Below are 16,113 nucleotides of genomic sequence, written 5' to 3' on the forward strand. Positions count from 1 at the left end.
AGGGGCGCACGAACGTGCGCCCCTCCGCGTCATTCGCGTGCCGACACGCTCCTCGTTACTTTGCCCCGGTGGTCGAGAACGGCAGCCGGTACGGCGCGCCCTCGAGCTCGGAACCGTCTTTCGCTTTGGCCGACCACACCGTCACCTGATACACCGAATCGGGCTTGAGTTTGCCTTCGGGCCTGAAGCGAAGAGTAGTGGGACTCACCCAGGTGTACTGGCCGTCGAACTCGATCGGCTCACCATTGTGATCGGTGGCGCCGCGCTGATCCATGCTCACCTCGTCCTGGGTGGCCGGGTCCATCGGCCGGTCGAACACGATCTCGATGACCAGGTCATTGAGCTTCGGAATCGTTTTCCCGTACTCGGGGTAGGTCTTGACGATCTGGACGCCCTTCTCCTCGGCGTCCGCCACCGCAAGCCCGAGTGCTCCCACCCCGAAGACCACCAACGCAATACCCACCCACACACGCTTCATGCCCGACCCTCCTGGTGACACGTGGCTGTTCAGGCGATCGCCTCCGCGATCAGCCCGCCCATTTCCCGCGTCCCCGTCTTGGTCATGCCCGGCTGCATGATGTCGGCCGTGCGGTACCCCTGCTCCAAGACGCGCGACACCGCGCGCTCGATCGCGGCGGCGTCGTCTTCGAGGTCGAACGAGTGCCGCAACATCATCGCTGCCGAAAGGATCGTCGCAATAGGGTTGGCGATATCCTTCCCGGCGATATCCGGCGCGCTCCCGTGGATGGGCTCGTACAATCCGACCCGCCCGCCGAGGCTCGCCGACGGCAGCATCCCGATCGACCCCGTCAACATGGACGCTTCGTCGCTTAAGATATCACCGAACAGGTTGGTCGTCACGATCACGTCGAACTGCTTGGGCCACCGGATCAACTGCATGGCGCAGTTGTCCACGTACATATGCTTAAGCTCCACGTCCGGGAAGTCGGCGTGCACCCGAGTCACCACCCTCCGCCACAGCTCCGTGGCCTCGAGCACGTTGGCCTTGTCCACGCTGGTCACGAGCTTCCGGCGCTTGCGGGCGAGGCCGAACGCCACGCGTGCGATGCGCTCGATCTCCGGCGTGGTGTAGACCTCGGTGTTGATGCCGCGCTCCCCGCCCTCGTAGGGCGCCACCCCGCGGGGCGTGCCGAAGTAGATCCCCCCGGTCAGCTCCCGGACCACCAGGATGTCGATGCCGTCGATGATCTCCCGTTTCAACGGGGAGGCGTCCGCCAGCAGGGGAAACACGACCGCCGGCCTCAGGTTGGCGAAGGTGCCGAGTCGTTCGCGAAGCCCCAGGAGCGCCCGCTCCGGGCGTACCGAGTAGTCGAGGCCTTCCCATTTGGGCCCGCCCACCGCGCCGAGCAGCACGGCATCCGCGTCCATCGCGGCCTTGAGCGTCTCGTCGGGCAACGGCACGCCGAACCGATCGATCGCCGCGCCGCCCACCACAGCCTCGCGGAACTCGAACCGCCGGCCTCGTTGCTTCGCCACGGCATCGAGGACGCGCACGGCCTCGGGGACGATTTCCCGCCCCACGCCGTCCCCGGGCAGCAATGTGATCTGAAAGGCCTTCATGACGACACGCGCTGGTCAGCCCCCGCCACGTCGGACATGGGGGGTGACAGCCGAGCGGGGCTCGGCGCGACCGGCGGCACCGCGATGGCCCCGGAGGAGCTGGTGGAGGCGCTGGTCGCGAGCCGCGCGCCCAGGCGCCCTCCCGACCTTCCCAGCGCCTGCATGAAATACGCGGTCATGAGAAAGATCCCCATGTTGACCAACGTCACGAACAGGGGGGTCTGAAAGCCTTCGAGATGAAACCCCACCGGGAACGATCCGGCTTCCAGCCACGCCCACCCCACCACGCCCAGGTACGTGGCCCCTACTCCGCGGCTCCCCCACTGTCCGGCGTTGTGCCCGCCCCACACGCCGATGGCCAACCCCAGGAGTACCGGGCAGAGCAGCGTGAACAGGAACATGGCTATGCGAAGAGACGCGGACGGCAACCCGACGGAAGCCAGCTGACGGGCGGCCACGGCCATCACGGCGAGGGCGCCGAACGCGCCGGCGGAATAGAGCCACTTGCGGGACGAAGAGTTCATACCAATCCGACGCGCGGCTCGTTGCCGCCCGGCCTGGACGCCCGCGCGGCCAGCTTGTTCAACGCGCTGAGGTACGCTCGAGCCGACGCGATGATGATGTCGGTGTCGGCACCGTGCCCCGACACCGACCGGCCGTCTTCCTCCACCGTCACGGTCACCTCGCCCAAGGCGTCGGTGCCACCCGTGATGCCTTTGACCACGTAGGAGATCAATCGGCTCTTGGTCTGGGTGAGCGACGCAATGGTCCGGTACGCGGCGTCCACAGGGCCGTCTCCCTGTCCCGTGGACTTGATGAGGCGGTCCCCGGCGGCCAGCTCTACGGTTGCGGTGGGGGTGGTCGAGGTCCCGCTCTCGACGTGCAGCGCCACCAAACGGAACGCTTCGCTCGGCCGGTCGATCTCTTCGGAAATAATCGTCTCGAGGTCCTCTTCGAAGATCTCCTTCTTGGTATCCGCGAGCCGCTTCAGACGCTCGAACGCGTGCTCCAACTCCGTCTCGCTCGGTCGATACCCGAGCTCCTCGAGTTTATTCTTGAAGGCGTGGCGCCCCGAGTGTTTGCCCAGCACGATGTGCGTCTTGCCCACGCCCACGGACTCGGGCCGCATGATTTCGTAGGTCATCTTTTCCTTCAGCAACCCGTCCTGGTGAATGCCGGACTCGTGCGCAAAGGCATTGCCGCCCACGATCGCCTTGTTGGGCTGGACCAGCATCCCGGTGATCTTGCTCACCAAGCGGCTCGTTTTGGCGATCTCTTCGGTGACGACGCGGGTATCCGCTCCGAACGAGTCTTTCCGCGTGCGCAACGCCATGACGACTTCTTCCAACGCCGCGTTGCCCGCACGCTCCCCGATGCCGTTGATCGTGCACTCCACTTGCCCGGCTCCCTCGAGCACGGCCGTCAGTGAGTTGGCCGTGGACAGGCCCAAGTCGTTGTGGCAATGAACCGACAGGACCGCGCGGTCCATGTTGGGAACTCGTCGCCGGATGGTGCGAAGCATCTCGGCGAACTCGTGAGGGGTCGCGTAGCCGACCGTGTCCGCGATGTTCACGGTCCGGGCGCCCGCGGCGATCACGGCTTCCAGCACCTCGCACAAATACGCCAGCTCGGACCGCGTGGCGTCCATGGGGGAAAACTCCACGTCCTCCACGTAGCCTCGCGCGCGCTCGACCATCTCGACCGCGCGGGTGAGCGCCTCAGCTCGCGTGAGCCGAAATTGGTGCTTGAGGTGAATGTCGGACGTAGAAATAAACGTGTGGATCCGGGTCCTGGCCCCGCCCTTCAGCGCCTCCCATGCGCGATCCACGTCACCCGGTTTGGCCCTGGCGAGGCTGCAGATGACGGGCCCCTCGACCTCCTGCGCAATCCGACGCACGGCCTCGAAATCCCCTGGCGAGCTGAAGGCGAAGCCCGCCTCGATCACGTCCACGCCCAGGCGCGCGAGTTGCCGCGCGATGGCGAGCTTCTCCTCGACGGTCATGCTGGCGCCGGGCGACTGCTCGCCGTCGCGCAGGGTCGTGTCGAAAATTGTGATGTTTCTGGTCATCGGGCTACAAACAAATGGATTTCCTTACGCGCGCACGTCGCGATCCCGCAGCTCATCCTCCCCCGCCTCGAACCCCAACACGGGGCCACGCGGCGACCGGGACCACCGACGCTGCGCCGCCTGCACCGGGCCCATGATCACCCCGGACGCGGCATACAGCGCGAACAAGGCAAACAGCATCACCTGCGGCGCCGCGGTAACCACCATCACCAACAGCACGGCCGCCACCAACATTTGAAACGGTCGGCGATCACGCAGCTCGAGGCCCTTGAAGCTCCAATACCGAATGTTGCTGACCATCAGAAACGCCAACACATAGGTCATCATCACGATCAACAACGGCTTCATCTCCGCGCCCAGGCGCAGGATGTGGTCGTCGAACAGCACGGTGGCGGCGAGCAGTCCGGCCGCGGCGGGTATCGGCAAGCCCACAAAGTACCGGCTCTCCACGGTGCCGACTTGCACGTTGAACCGCGCCAACCTCAGTGCGCCGCACGCAACGAACAGAAATGCCGCCACCCACCCGATCCGTCCGTAGTTGGTGAGCGCCCAGGAGTAGATTAACAGCCCCGGCGCAACTCCGAACGAGACCAGATCCGCGAGCGAGTCGTACTCCACCCCGAACTTACTGGTGGTTCTCGTCATTCGCGCGACGCGACCGTCCAGGCTGTCGAACACGGTGGCGACCAAGATCGCGATCGCCGCGGATACGTGGTCCGCGTTGAACACCGCGATCACGGCGTAAAACCCGCTCAGGAGATTGCCGGTGGTAAACAAGTTGGGCAACAAGTACACCCCGCGCCGATTTCTCGTCGTCATGGCCATACCCCCAGCACGGTGCTCGCCCCGGACACACGCTCTCCCGGCTTGACCGCCACGCGGACGGTCAGCGGCAGGTACACGTCCATCCGGGACCCGAATCGGATCAACCCGTAACGTCGGCCCCGTTCCACGGAGGCTCCTTCCCGCACCCAGGTCACGATCCGCCGCGCGATAAATCCCGCGATCTGCACGAACATCACCCGCTGGCCCTGCGCCGTCTCCAGCACCAAGGCTTGCTGCTCGTTGTCCAGCGACGCCTTCTCGTTGAACGCGGCAAAGAACTTCCCCGGGTAATAATACCGGCCCACGATTCGACCGTCGCACGGGATCCGGTTCACGTGAACGTCGGTCAGGCCCATGAAGATGCTGACCCGTTGCACATCCTCCTTGAGCACCCTCGGCTCGAACAGGCGCTCGACCGCGAGCACTTTGCCGTCCGCGGGGGAGACGATCGCGCGGGGATCATCGGGAACCAGGCGACGGGGATTGCGGAAAAACCACAGCGTGAACCCTGCGGCTGCGGCCAGGAGCGCGGCAACCACCGTCCACCCCTGCCACCACGCCAGCCCGGCGAGCGCAGCCGGCGTGGCGATGAACGGGATCCCTTCGATGACCACCGGGGCCCCTTGCCAAGCCTCAGATGGGCTCAATCTCAGTTTTTGTCCTTGTCGACCAGCCGGCCCTGTTTGAGCCACGGCATCATCGCCCGCAGGCGTGCGCCAACGTCTTCGATGGGGTGGGATTCGCCCTGACGCAACAACGCGTTGAACACCGGGCGTCCGGCCCGATTTTCCAGGATCCATTCTTTGGCAAAGCGCCCACTCTGGATCTCGCCCAAAATGCGTTTCATCTCGGCCCGGGTGTCGTCGGTGATGACGCGCGGTCCGCGCGTCACGTCGCCGTACTTGGCGGTGTTACTGATCGAATACCGCATGGTGGAGATCCCTCCTTCGTAGATCAAGTCCACGATCAACTTCACCTCGTGTAGACACTCGAAATACGCCATCTCAGGGGAGTACCCCGCCTCGACCAATGTCTCGTACCCTGCCTGGATGAGCGCGGTCAGCCCCCCGCACAACACCACTTGCTCGCCGAAGAGGTCGGTTTCGCACTCCTCGCGGAACGTGGTTTCGATCACCCCGGCCTTGGTGCCGCCGATGGCCCTGGCATAGGCGAGCCCCACCCGTCTCGTGAGCCCGGAGGGATCTTGGTGCACGGCCAGAAGCGACGGCACGCCGCTGCCCTTGGAGAACTCGGATCGCACCAGGTGGCCCGGCCCCTTGGGGGCGACCATGAACACGTTCATGTCGGGGCGCGGCACGATCTGCCCGAAGTGGATGTTGAACCCGTGCGCGAACGCGAGGTACCCGCCGGACTTGAAATGGGGGGAGATTTCTCGGCTGTAGATGTCGGCCTGCAACTCGTCGGGCGCGAGGATCATCAACACGTCGCAGCGTTTGGCTGCGTCCGCCACCGGCATGGCTTTTAGTCCCGCGCGTTCGGCCTTCTCCCACGACGCGCCAGGCCGAACCGCCACCAGGACGTCCACGCCGCTGTCCTTCAGATTGTTGGCGTGCGCGTGCCCTTGGCTCCCGTACCCGACGATCCCGACGGTTTTCCCCTTCAGATCGCCCAAATCCGCGTCCTGGTCATAGTAGATCTTCATCAGTCTCTCCCGATCAACGCCGCCCGCCGCGACGGTGCGACCACGTCACTTCGCCTCGACCATATGCGGCCGGCGCCGCTGGTCCACCGCGGTCTTGACCTCGTCCCGCATGATGGCGATGCGACCCGACCGGACCAACTCCTTGATACCCAACGGCCGGAGTTGATTGATAAACGCCTCGACCTTCTCACGATCGCCGGTGATCTCCACGGTATACGTTCCCGGAGTCGAGTCCACGATCTTCGCGCGGAAGACCTCGATGATTCGGAAGACCTCGGCCCGATCTTCAGCGCGGGTGTGGATCTTGACCAAGGCGGTTTCCCGCTCGACGTAGGCGTGTTCGGTCAGGTCCACCACCTTGATCACGTCGATCAGCTTATTGAGCTGCTTGTTGACCTGTTCGAGGATTCGGTCGTCGCCGGTGGTCACGATCGTGATCATGGACATCGTGGGGTCGGCGGTGGGCCCGACCGACAGACTTTCGATGTTGAATCCCCGGGCGGAGAAGAGGCTGGCCACGCGCGCCAGCACGCCGAACTTGTTTTCCACCAACAGGGAGATGATGTGCTCCATGGCGCAACTCGTCCCGCGCTACGCGAGCGAGATCGACTCTTTCTGCGCGTCTTGCGCGGCGGGCGCCGGACGTGTGGCGTCGGTGGGCGGGTCCTCATACACCATCTGATTGATCGCGCCGCCCGCGGGCACCATCGGATAGCAGTTCTCGTACGGGTCGACCTGAAAGTCCATCAACACGAGCTTCTTGGACGCGAACGCCTCATCAAGCACTTCTTCGACCTCATGCGGCTCGGTGGCGCGCAGCCCCACCGCGCCGTACGCTTCGGCCAACTTCACGTAGTCCGGGCCCCCTTCGAGTCGGCTGGCGGAGTAGTGCCCCTGGTAGAAGAGCTGCTGCCATTGCCGCACCATCCCGTGATAACCGTTGTTCAAGATCGCCACCTTGACCGGCAGGTCGTAGACCATCGCGGTGGCGAGTTCCTGAAGGTTCATTTGAAAGCTGCCGTCACCCGTCACGCAGACCACCAGTTGGCCAGGAAACGCTCGCTGGGCACCCAGCGCAGCGGGAAACCCGTACCCCATCGTGCCCAGCCCGCCGGAGTTAAGCCAGGTACGGGGCTTGGCGAACTTGTAGAACTGCGCGGTCCACATCTGGTGTTGACCGACGTCCGAGGTGATGATCGCTTCCCCGTGCGTGCGGCGGTAGATCATATCAATGACAAACTGAGGTTTGATTACCTTGGGGTCCGGCTTATAGGCGAGCGGCCGCTCGCTCTGCCAGGCCGCAATCTGTTGCAGCCACGGCGTTTTTCCCTCGCGCTTCTTGCCGCCCACGATCGCGGTGGCCTGCGCCAACAGGTCGCGCAGCACGGGTTTGGCGTCTCCCACGATCGGGATATCCACGTGGATGTTCTTTCGGATCGATGTCGGATCCACGTCGATGTGGATGATCTTCGCCTTGGGTACGAACTCGCTGATCTTTCCGGTCACGCGATCGTCGAACCGAGCGCCCACCGCGATCAGCAGATCGCAGTGGTGAACCGCCATATTCGTGGCGTGGGAGCCGTGCATCCCGAGCATGCCGAGCGACAGCGGGTGCGTCCCGGGAAACGCGCCCAACCCCATCAGCGTCATGGTAACCGGAATGTTGAGCAGTTCAGCCAGTCCGTAGAGTTCTTCGCTGGCGTCGGAATTGATCACCCCGCCCCCGACATACAGGACCGGACGCTCGGCGCGGGCCATAGCCTCCGCCGCCTGTTTGATCTGCCACTTGTTGCCTTCATACGTGGGGTTATACCCCCGGATGTACACCTTGTCGGGGTAGGCAAACTCCATAGACGCCATGGTGACGTCTTTGGGAATGTCCACGAGCACGGGACCAGGGCGCCCGGTTCCCGCCAGGTAAAAGGCCTCTTTGATCGTGGTCGCCAACTCCGACACGTCTTTGACGAGGTAGTTGTGCTTGGTAACCGACCGGCTGATGCCGACGATGTCGGCCTCTTGAAACGCGTCGTTGCCGATGAGCGACGACACCACCTGCCCCGTGAAAAGCACGATCGGACACGAGTCCATATGGGCGTTGACGAGCCCCGTCACCGTGTTGGTCGCACCCGGACCCGATGTGACCAGCGCCACCCCCACCTTGCCCGTGGCGCGGGCATAGGCTTCGGCCATGTGGACCGCGGCCTGTTCATGCCGTACGAGCACGAAGTCGAGGTCTTTGTCCTGGTACAACACGTCGAAAATTTTCAGCACGACGCCGCCGGGCAGCCCGAACACGGTCTTGACGCCTTCGCGCTTTAACGACTCGACGAATATTTCAGCACCCGTCAGCTTCATCGTGCATCCCCGTGGGTCAAGGACATTAAAGGATGGTACGTGGCGGCCACCACGCGAATCGGTTCGACGTCAATCGAACTGATTGAGAATAAACAAAATTCGGTCCACCATACCACGGAGAAAACGAGGAAGTCAACTCAAGGGAGGTAATTCAGGGTAGGTGATCTGACGCCGGACAGCCCCGGTGAATTTACTGAACCGCGGAGCTCACCATCGCGTGTTGGAGGCGATCGCCGACCATGACGGGCTCGGTGGTCTTGGTCAAGTACGCCGACGACGACTCCTCCTGGACCGCCAGAATCCGCAACACCCCGACGGGTCGGTCCGGCGCTCCGCGCCGACCGCCGATACCCGGACGGATGACGGCGAACTCCTCACCGGGCTTCACCCCCTGAGCCGAACCCAGGTCGGTGTATACCACGGTCGCCTCGCCGGCGAGCAAGAGTTCATCCCGGACCGCCACGATATGACCGGCGAGATCAGCGGCCTCCTCACCAGTCGGTATCGCCACCGATTCAAACGGGATCACCCAGTCATCGAGCGTCACGTAGTCGTTGGACGAGACGATCTCCGCGCTCCAATACCGCCCGAAGGCTTGCTTCATCTCCACGGTCGCCACCACGCGCACGACGTACCCCATGTTGCGCCCCGAGTCCGGGTGTTCCACAAACTGCTCCCGTCGCGCGATCGCATAGCGGTCGTGAGGTTTCACGTCCTGGGACCGATCGAACTTCAGCGTGACCAAATCGTGAACGGCCAGTAACACCTTGCCCGTCGGATGCCCAACCACTTCGCCGACGACATCGGTGTGTGGTCGAATCCCGTCAATCGGGGAACGCAACTCGCTCGGCTCCGGCGCGGCTTGGAGCTCCTCGGCTGCCGGACCATCCTGACCTTCGGATTCGGCCGCAGCGTCGGGCGGAGTTGCCGGCGGGGCGACCGACTCGGAGGGAGGAACTGCGGCCGCGGTCTCCTCTGGTTGGTCGGGCGGAGGCATCGTACTCGCGCCGACGATCGCGGCCGTCGCAATGATCCATACCGCGGCCACAGCCAGTGTATACAGTCCCCGTACGTTTCGGTTGCTCATTGCTCGCGCTCCTTCAGGGTGAACACCTCCACCATAACAAAAGGCGGTTGGGTGTCAAGGAACTTGACCACCACTGAGCCGGGAGAGGGAACGTGTAGTTGAGGATGGTGCCGAAGGGGGGATTTGAACCCCCACGGGCGTACGCCCACTAGACCCTGAACCTAGCGTGTCTGCCAGTTCCACCACTTCGGCCCGCGCGGATCGTAGCAAATGAAAAGAAATGCTGTCAATTCTGAGAACAGCGACGGTCGCCGTCGCGCGACGCGTGGTTAGGGCAAGACGTTGAGCGAGCCGGGTCCCTGAAACTCCAACCCTTCGACGACGTTCAGGTTCTCTTTTACGATTTCGGTAAAGACTTTGATTTGTTCGTCGCGGTTGGCCACGTTCAGCGCGTCCGTGGGCTGTTCCTTGGCGAGCCAGGGTCCCTTGTCATTCCAGGTGAGTTCCGCGTACCCCTTCGCCTTGAGCCCATCGCGCATCGTCTGCCAGTCTCCGTCCACGAGGACCTGAAAACGGGTGCGCAAGAACGTGGGCGACGCAAAGGAAATACCATACCAGCACTTGTGCTCTTTGAACTTGAAGTGCCAGCCCCGAAAGTGCTTGTAGTCCTGACTGCGGAGGATCGAAATTTTAAAATCGATCGCCAGATTGGTAAAGATCTGGCTCAACAGCCGAGAGAGGTTGACGGACAGGCGTTCGTAGCGCTTGATCAGTTCCAGGTCGTCGCTGACGAACGGAACAAACGGTTCCATGGCCATGGGAACGACTCCTATCGACCCGAGAGGAGTGCGACTGTATCACAGAGGCCGCTGACAGACAAGCGCAAGGCTCTGTGTCAGCGGGACGGCACGGGCAACAGAGTGGAATCACCAGGTGGGCGATTCCGGAGCGTCAGCACTGGGATGCCGTGACGTTTACGGTCCATATCGCCGTGGCAACGCCAACCGACGCCGTCACCGTGCCATTAACCGAGATATCCTCGGCCGCGCTGCACGCTGGCACGACCCATTGGGCGTACACATCCGTTGGTGAAAGCCCCTGATCGTCGGTAGTCGTCTCGAACAGTGTTGCGTCAGCCCCGTTAAGGGCGGTACCTCCCGTCCGATCCGACAGCATGAACACCGCCCCGCCGGCGAAGAACCGGATCGTCACACCGGGCACGGGGTTTCCGCTCGCATCAAGCACCTGAAAGGCGAGCGGCGACGCGGTCCCGTCGGTCCCCCCCCCGCTGTTGCTGTACGTCACCGTCAGATCTCCGGGCGCCGAAATCGTTGCCCCTTGCGGAGTGGTCTCGTCACCGCACGATGAGAGCGAAAGGGCCGCCAGACTCAGCACCAGGAGACCGGCCACCCGCTTGGCTGTCGAAATCGTGTTCACAGCGAACCTCCTCTGCGTGCGTTGCGCGTGCGATGGGTAAGCTTAGCACGCCGCGTGTCCTTGGCAACCAGTGCAGCCCGCCACATTCCGATAATGTCTTTCTCCACCACCGGCTCGACGGTCACACGGCCGATCTCCCTCGGCAAAACGAAGTGCACCCGCCCCTCCCGGACTTTTTTGTCCAGGCGCACGGTCTGGATCGCCCGCGCCGCGGTGATCTTGGGCAGCACGGTCGGAAGCCCCAGGCGTTCCAACAATGTCCGTTGTCGACGCACGACCATCTGGTCGCAGAAATTCAGTTGGGCGGCCAACCGGGCCGCGAAATCCATTCCGATGGCCACCGCTTCGCCGTGGCGGATCGTGGAGTATCCCGTGAGCGTCTCGACCACGTGTCCTGCCGTGTGGCCGTAATTCAAGATTCTCCGCAGCCCGGTCTCCCGTTCGTCCTGCCGCACCACGTCCGCTTTCACGGCCGCCGAACGGCGGACCACCTCCACGAGTACATCGGGCACGCCGCCCAGGATCGACTCCGCGTGTTCTTCGAGATAGGAAAAAAATGGCGCGTCGGCGATCACCCCGTATTTGACGACCTCCGCCAGTCCCGCCACCAGCTCCCGGCGCGGCAGCGTGCGTAACGTCGCCACGTCTGCGTACACCATGATGGGATGATGGAACGCTCCGATCAGGTTCTTGCCCCTCGGGTGGTCGACGCCGGTCTTCCCGCCGATGCTCGAGTCGACTTGGGCCACCACGGTCGTAGGCACCTGGACGTAGCGGACGCCGCGGAGATACGTGGCCGCCACAAAACCGGTGAGGTCACCGATGACGCCGCCTCCGAGCGCGACCAGGATGTCGCCCCGTTCGAATCGTCGCCGCACGAGTTCGTCGTACACTCGGCTGGCGGTCGGAAGGGTCTTGTACCGTTCGCCATCCGGAATGGTGACGACGGTGGGACGGAACCCCGCCCGGCTGAGACTGGCAGCCACCCGCCCCGCGTAGGCTTTGCCCACGCGGGGGTTGGTGATCATCGCCACGGTACAGGCGCGCGTGTGGGCGGCCAGGCGCTCGCCCAGCCGATCGAGCGTGTCCCACCCGATGTGGACGTCGTATTTCGAGGCCCCCGCGTCGACTGAGATAACGCCGGATGCCGGCTGAAGGCGCGCCACGATCGCGGACGTCACCTCCTCCACGGTTTGATCCGATGTATCGATGTGAATGAGCGCTTCGCGGTAATAGGGCTCGCGCTGGACCAGCAGACTCGCGAGCACGTCCGCTTGTCGATCAGCCCCCAACAGGGGCCGGTCGGTCGCTTCGTTGATCCGCGCGGCCGCTACGTCAGGTTTGGTCTTGAGCCAGATCGTCAAGCCCGCGCGCCGGAGTCGGGCACGGTTGCGAGCATCCATCACCGCGCCGCCCCCGGTGGCGATGACCAGGCGCCGGCCGCTCACGACCCGGCCGATCGCCCGGCGCTCCAGCGCCCGAAATCTCGGCTCGCCATATCGATGGAAGATCTGTGCGACCGACAAGCGGGCGGCGCGCTCAACCAGAGCGTCGGTATCCACGAACGCCATCCCGAGACGTTTGGCGAGCCGGCGTCCCACGCTGGACTTCCCGGAGCCCATCGACCCGACCAAGACGATGTTCTCTCCCGCTTGCGGCACGCCGGTCACACACGTTTGACGATCGTCGGGGTGATGAAAATCAACAACTCCTGGTTGGACGTGCTGGCGCTCTCGCGTTTGAACAACCACCCGATCACGGGCACCTTGTAGAACCACGGCACGCCGGTGATCGACTCACTCTTGGACGTTTCAAAAATCCCGCCGATGACCGTGGTTTCGCCGTCCAGGACCATCACTTCGGTCGAGGCCTCGCGTTTGCTGATGCTGGGCGCGCCGGTCCGCGAGCTGGTGAAACTCCCGATCGCGTTCTTGGTCGCTTTGATCTTCATGATCACGCTGCCGTTCGGCGTGATATGCGGAGTGACGGTTAGATTCAAGGTGGCGTCGACAAACTGCGTCTGGGTGCCGTTGTTCGAGGTGGTCTCGTAGGGAATCGAGTCCCCCTGCTGAATAATGGCCTCCTTGTTGTCGATCGTCACCACGCGGGGGCTGGAAATGATCTTCGTTTCACCCAAGACTTCGCCGGCCGACAACCGAAGATCCAGATTGAAGGGATTGACCCCGGTCAGTCGCCCGAACTGCACCCCGACGTTTCCGATCGGACCGGCGCCGCCGGAGGCCGGCAGGTTCACCGCAAACGTCGGGGACTGGGTATTAAACGCCCCGGTTGCGCCGGCGTTCAAGGCGATCTGATTCGAGCCGGAAGTCTCCTTAGTGGCCAGGCCCCATTGCACCCCGAGGTCGCGCGCAAAATTGGTGTTGGCCTGGACGATCCGGGTTTCGATCAAGACCTGGGGCTTGGGAAGATCCAGCAGCTTAATGAGCTGTTGGATCTCGTTGATGTTCATCTGGATGTCCTTGGCGATGAGACTATTCGTCGACTCGTTGACCGTCAGCTCGCCGCGCGAACTCAGGTTTTTCTTGAGCGTGGTGGACAGGTCCGCAGCCTTGGCGTAGTTGACCGGAATGATCAGGGTCTTGAGGTCCTCGGCTTTGACCTGGGCTTCCTTCGCCTTGGCCGCCTCGTCCTGCTGCTTGGCAATGTTGCCGTTGGTGTCGATCCGGATAATGTTCCCCTCCCGGACCTGACCCAGTCCTTTCGACTTCAGAATGATGTCGAGCGCCTGATCCCAGGGGACGTTGAATAGCTTCAACGTAATCTTGCCTTTCACTTCTTCCCCGACCACGAGGTTCAAATCGCTGACGTCGGCGATCAGACGCAGGACGTTGGAAACCTCCGCATCTTGAAAATCCAGGGAGATCTTTTGTCCGCTGAACCCGTTGGCCCCGAGCGTCAGTGGGCCCGGGGGCTCGACTTCCAGCGTGGGCGGCGACGATCCTGAAGTTGCTGCCTCATTCCCGGACGCTTTGGGAGCGGGCAGTGGCACGGCGACCGCGGCCACCGGCGCGTCGGACTCCGCTTTCGGCGGCGCAGCGGCTGCGGCGGGAGCCTGCGGCATGGCCGGCGCCTCGGACGGCGCGGCGCGGGTCAGACGCAGCGTTACCCCCTGGTCTTGAGGCAACACGGTGTACGAAACGGCTTTCTTCAGGTCCAAGACCACGCGTACCTTCAGCGGATCCCGGTGCTGGCCGATTCGCGCTTGAGTCACCAACGTATTGGCTTCAGCCTTGACCACCGAGGGAGTGACCGCGCTGCGCGTCTCCGGGAGGTCGATGACCAACCGGCCCTGGCCGAGCGTGAACACGTTGGGTGAGGCCAAGACTCCGTCGGCGGCGATGTTCACGTCCACGAAAGTCTTCTGTGGGACAATGCTCACCGCGGTGATCTGAGACGCGACGGCAGGAGGCGCCGGAACAGGAGGCTCGGCGAGTTCAACCTGCGGTTCCTCGGGCGCGACCTCTTGCGCGACCGGCGGCGCAACCAGGGTGGCGGCCGGCGGGGCTTTTGCAAAGTCCACGGCGAGCATCGTGCCCCCGTCGTCGCGGGAAATTTGATAGTCGGCGGCCCGCGACAGCAGGATCGTCAACCGACCGATGCGCTGATCCTCTCCAGCTTGCTGGGGCACGATGTCCGTCACGGGATCCACACTCACGTTGCGCTGTTCGGCGAACGCGCCGAAATTCGTCGCCATCAGCTCGACGATCAGTTGCGGCGGCTCATCCAGCCGGAACGCCGTGTAATTGAGGGGACCATCGCCGGTGAGCGCGATCCGCGTCACGTCCGGAAGATCCTCCACTCGAAGGTCCGTAACGGTGGTCGAGGGGGGGGGCTCGGCCGGAGGGGCGACCTGCGTACTCGGCGCCGCGCACGCGGCCAACATTACGACGCACAGGTGGATGACGAACGACTTCGACCTCATTCCAAGCCCTCCTCGCGCGTCCGCAGATCCAACACGATGTCCCGCGTCCGTGTCTCGCCGAAGAAATCGACGTATTGCTCCACCACGGTCAGATCCCTGGCCGTGATCCGTTTGACGACTCCGCGGTTGGGGCCCACGCGGGTGCCGATCCGCACCGCGTAGCCCTTCCCGTCCGGCATCTCGAGCATTCCATAGGTCCCGAGCTGTCCCCACACGACCGCGACGAATTTCAGTTCGGACACCTCGCGACGTTGGAGCGGGGGCAGCAGGTCCACGTTTCTTTTCCCGCCAGTGACGATAAGCGACCTGAACGGATCCCGGCGGCCTGAGGGGTTATAGGTGAACTCCTCCTTCGGCGGAGGTGGCGGCACGGCCTCCGGCGTGGGTGCCGTCACCACCGCCGGCGCGACGGCGGCCTGCGTGGCGGGCGTGGCCCTCGGCGGCTTCTCCAAGGGCGGTTCGGAGTCGGCGCAGCCCGCCGCCAGGAAGGACGCGCAGACCACCGCGACCGTCGTGACCATTCCGAGTCTAGGCACCGGTCCCTCCGCGATTCTTCGGCGGCGGTTGCGGCGTCGCGGCCGCGCGCTTCTCGCCGGGCGGTCCATTGGCCGCCCCGGACGCGGCGGCGTCCTCCATCGCGGCGAAGGCTGTGGCGCGGAACGTGGTTTGAATCATTAGACGATCCTTATCCAGTTTGCCGCCCCCCATCTTCAGGCCGGACACGTTGACGATCCGCGGCAGCTTACCGATCCGATCGAAAAAGGCGGCCACCGAGTGATAACTTCCGGCCACTTCCACCTCGACCGGAATTTCGGTGTAAAGCCCGGATGATCCGGGTCGCCGATCCGAGGGCTTCCATAACTTGAAGTCCAGTCCCGTCTTGATCCCTAGATCAGACACCTGCTTCAACAACGTGGCCACTTCGGACTCCGCCGGGAGCTGCTCCTTCAGCAGCGCCAACTGTTTGGCCAATTCCGCATTTTCGCGCTTGAGTTCCTCCAGCCGTCGGGCCTTGGCTTGATTGACGTTGATTTCGTTATTGATTTGCGCGATCTGCTGTTCAAGCGCTGCAATTTCCGCGTTCTTGGGGATGTAGATGAACCAGACGAAGGCGGCGAGCAGCGCGATGACCAGAATCGCAGCCAACACCGCCTTTTGATAGGGCGGGAGGGCCTTCAGAGATTCGGCGTTGAGTGTCAGATTCAGGGCCATCC

At 63.6% G+C, this 16,113-nt stretch carries 16 protein-coding genes and 1 tRNA gene; all 17 read right to left on the reverse strand.

What is annotated here, in order from left to right; translation table 11 throughout:
• Nucleotides 1-55: 55 nt before the first annotated feature.
• Nucleotides 56-478 carry an Ig-like domain-containing protein gene (locus AB1451_07820; GenBank protein MEW6682816.1) on the reverse strand — a complete coding sequence of 141 codons (423 nt, stop codon included), beginning with the start codon at nt 476-478 and terminating at the stop codon, nt 56-58.
• A gap of 29 nt (nt 479-507) precedes the next feature.
• The gene (gene leuB / locus AB1451_07825) at nt 508-1,581 is read right to left on the reverse strand and encodes a 3-isopropylmalate dehydrogenase (GenBank protein ID MEW6682817.1); all 1,074 of its coding nucleotides are present in this window, start codon (nt 1,579-1,581) and stop codon (nt 508-510) included.
• Nucleotides 1,578-2,105, reverse strand: coding sequence for a hypothetical protein (locus AB1451_07830; GenBank protein ID MEW6682818.1), 528 nt, complete (start codon nt 2,103-2,105; stop codon nt 1,578-1,580). Before AB1451_07830 ends, leuB begins: the two co-directional genes overlap by 4 nt.
• A complete protein-coding gene (locus AB1451_07835) occupies nt 2,102-3,649 on the reverse strand; it encodes a 2-isopropylmalate synthase (protein MEW6682819.1) in 1,548 nt (515 codons plus the stop codon). The genes AB1451_07830 and AB1451_07835 overlap by 4 nt, the downstream gene beginning before the upstream one ends.
• A 24-nt stretch (nt 3,650-3,673) precedes the next feature.
• Nucleotides 3,674-4,468: a CDP-diacylglycerol--serine O-phosphatidyltransferase gene (gene pssA, locus AB1451_07840; protein MEW6682820.1), complete on the reverse strand. Its 795-nt coding sequence runs from the start codon at nt 4,466-4,468 to the stop codon at nt 3,674-3,676.
• On the reverse strand, nt 4,465-5,088 hold the full coding sequence (locus AB1451_07845; GenBank protein ID MEW6682821.1) for a phosphatidylserine decarboxylase family protein: 624 nt from the start codon (nt 5,086-5,088) through the stop codon (nt 4,465-4,467). Before AB1451_07845 ends, pssA begins: the two co-directional genes overlap by 4 nt.
• A 35-nt stretch (nt 5,089-5,123) precedes the next feature.
• The gene (ilvC, locus tag AB1451_07850) at nt 5,124-6,137 is read right to left on the reverse strand and encodes a ketol-acid reductoisomerase (protein MEW6682822.1); all 1,014 of its coding nucleotides are present in this window, start codon (nt 6,135-6,137) and stop codon (nt 5,124-5,126) included.
• A 45-nt stretch (nt 6,138-6,182) separates the two neighbouring features.
• Nucleotides 6,183-6,710: an acetolactate synthase small subunit gene (gene ilvN, locus AB1451_07855; protein MEW6682823.1), complete on the reverse strand. Its 528-nt coding sequence runs from the start codon at nt 6,708-6,710 to the stop codon at nt 6,183-6,185.
• An 18-nt stretch (nt 6,711-6,728) separates the two neighbouring features.
• Complete coding sequence (gene ilvB / locus AB1451_07860) at nt 6,729-8,492, reverse strand: biosynthetic-type acetolactate synthase large subunit (protein ID MEW6682824.1); 1,764 nt, start codon at nt 8,490-8,492, stop codon at nt 6,729-6,731.
• 190 nt (nt 8,493-8,682) lie between these two features.
• A complete protein-coding gene (locus AB1451_07865; protein ID MEW6682825.1) occupies nt 8,683-9,579 on the reverse strand; it encodes a hypothetical protein in 897 nt (298 codons plus the stop codon).
• 105 nt (nt 9,580-9,684) lie between these two features.
• Nucleotides 9,685-9,771: transfer RNA gene (locus AB1451_07870), tRNA-Leu, on the reverse strand.
• Nucleotides 9,772-9,848: 77 nt separating this feature from the next.
• Nucleotides 9,849-10,337, reverse strand: a complete 489-nt coding sequence (locus AB1451_07875) for a hypothetical protein (protein MEW6682826.1) — start codon at nt 10,335-10,337, stop codon at nt 9,849-9,851.
• Between the two features lie 133 nt (nt 10,338-10,470).
• Entirely contained in the window at nt 10,471-10,956 is a 486-nt protein-coding gene (locus AB1451_07880; GenBank protein ID MEW6682827.1) for a hypothetical protein, read from the reverse strand.
• The gene (gene aroB / locus AB1451_07885) at nt 10,953-12,707 is read right to left on the reverse strand and encodes a 3-dehydroquinate synthase (protein MEW6682828.1); all 1,755 of its coding nucleotides are present in this window, start codon (nt 12,705-12,707) and stop codon (nt 10,953-10,955) included. The genes AB1451_07880 and aroB overlap by 4 nt, the downstream gene beginning before the upstream one ends.
• Nucleotides 12,623-14,899 (reverse strand): type IV pilus secretin PilQ, encoded by a 2,277-nt coding sequence (gene pilQ, locus AB1451_07890; protein MEW6682829.1) that lies wholly within the window; start codon nt 14,897-14,899, stop codon nt 12,623-12,625. The genes aroB and pilQ overlap by 85 nt, the downstream gene beginning before the upstream one ends.
• Entirely contained in the window at nt 14,896-15,435 is a 540-nt protein-coding gene (locus AB1451_07895; protein MEW6682830.1) for a pilus assembly protein PilP, read from the reverse strand. The genes pilQ and AB1451_07895 overlap by 4 nt, the downstream gene beginning before the upstream one ends.
• Nucleotides 15,428-16,111, reverse strand: coding sequence for a type 4a pilus biogenesis protein PilO (gene pilO, locus AB1451_07900; GenBank protein MEW6682831.1), 684 nt, complete (start codon nt 16,109-16,111; stop codon nt 15,428-15,430). The genes AB1451_07895 and pilO overlap by 8 nt, the downstream gene beginning before the upstream one ends.
• Nucleotides 16,112-16,113: the final 2 nt, after the last annotated feature.

The organism is Nitrospirota bacterium (genome assembly GCA_040757335.1).
In the GTDB taxonomy this organism is placed as follows: domain Bacteria; phylum Nitrospirota; class Nitrospiria; order 2-01-FULL-66-17; family 2-01-FULL-66-17; genus JBFLXB01.

What these genes read in the sequence shown, in the direction of transcription:
- leuB (MEW6682817.1), bottom strand. Translation starts at nt 1,581, where the DNA reads ATGAAGGCCTTTCAGATCACATTGCTGCCCGGGGACGGCGTGGGGCGG.
- AB1451_07835 (MEW6682819.1), bottom strand. Translation starts at nt 3,649, where the DNA reads ATGACCAGAAACATCACAATTTTCGACACGACCCTGCGCGACGGCGAG.
- ilvN (MEW6682823.1), bottom strand. Translation starts at nt 6,710, where the DNA reads ATGGAGCACATCATCTCCCTGTTGGTGGAAAACAAGTTCGGCGTGCTG.
- AB1451_07830 (MEW6682818.1), bottom strand. Translation starts at nt 2,105, where the DNA reads ATGAACTCTTCGTCCCGCAAGTGGCTCTATTCCGCCGGCGCGTTCGGC.
- ilvC (MEW6682822.1), bottom strand. Translation starts at nt 6,137, where the DNA reads ATGAAGATCTACTATGACCAGGACGCGGATTTGGGCGATCTGAAGGGG.
- pilO (MEW6682831.1), bottom strand. Translation starts at nt 16,111, where the DNA reads ATGGCCCTGAATCTGACACTCAACGCCGAATCTCTGAAGGCCCTCCCG.
- pilQ (MEW6682829.1), bottom strand. Translation starts at nt 14,899, where the DNA reads ATGAGGTCGAAGTCGTTCGTCATCCACCTGTGCGTCGTAATGTTGGCC.
- ilvB (MEW6682824.1), bottom strand. Translation starts at nt 8,492, where the DNA reads ATGAAGCTGACGGGTGCTGAAATATTCGTCGAGTCGTTAAAGCGCGAA.
- AB1451_07820 (MEW6682816.1), bottom strand. Translation starts at nt 478, where the DNA reads ATGAAGCGTGTGTGGGTGGGTATTGCGTTGGTGGTCTTCGGGGTGGGA.
- AB1451_07865 (MEW6682825.1), bottom strand. Translation starts at nt 9,579, where the DNA reads ATGAGCAACCGAAACGTACGGGGACTGTATACACTGGCTGTGGCCGCG.
- AB1451_07875 (MEW6682826.1), bottom strand. Translation starts at nt 10,337, where the DNA reads ATGGCCATGGAACCGTTTGTTCCGTTCGTCAGCGACGACCTGGAACTG.
- pssA (MEW6682820.1), bottom strand. Translation starts at nt 4,468, where the DNA reads ATGACGACGAGAAATCGGCGCGGGGTGTACTTGTTGCCCAACTTGTTT.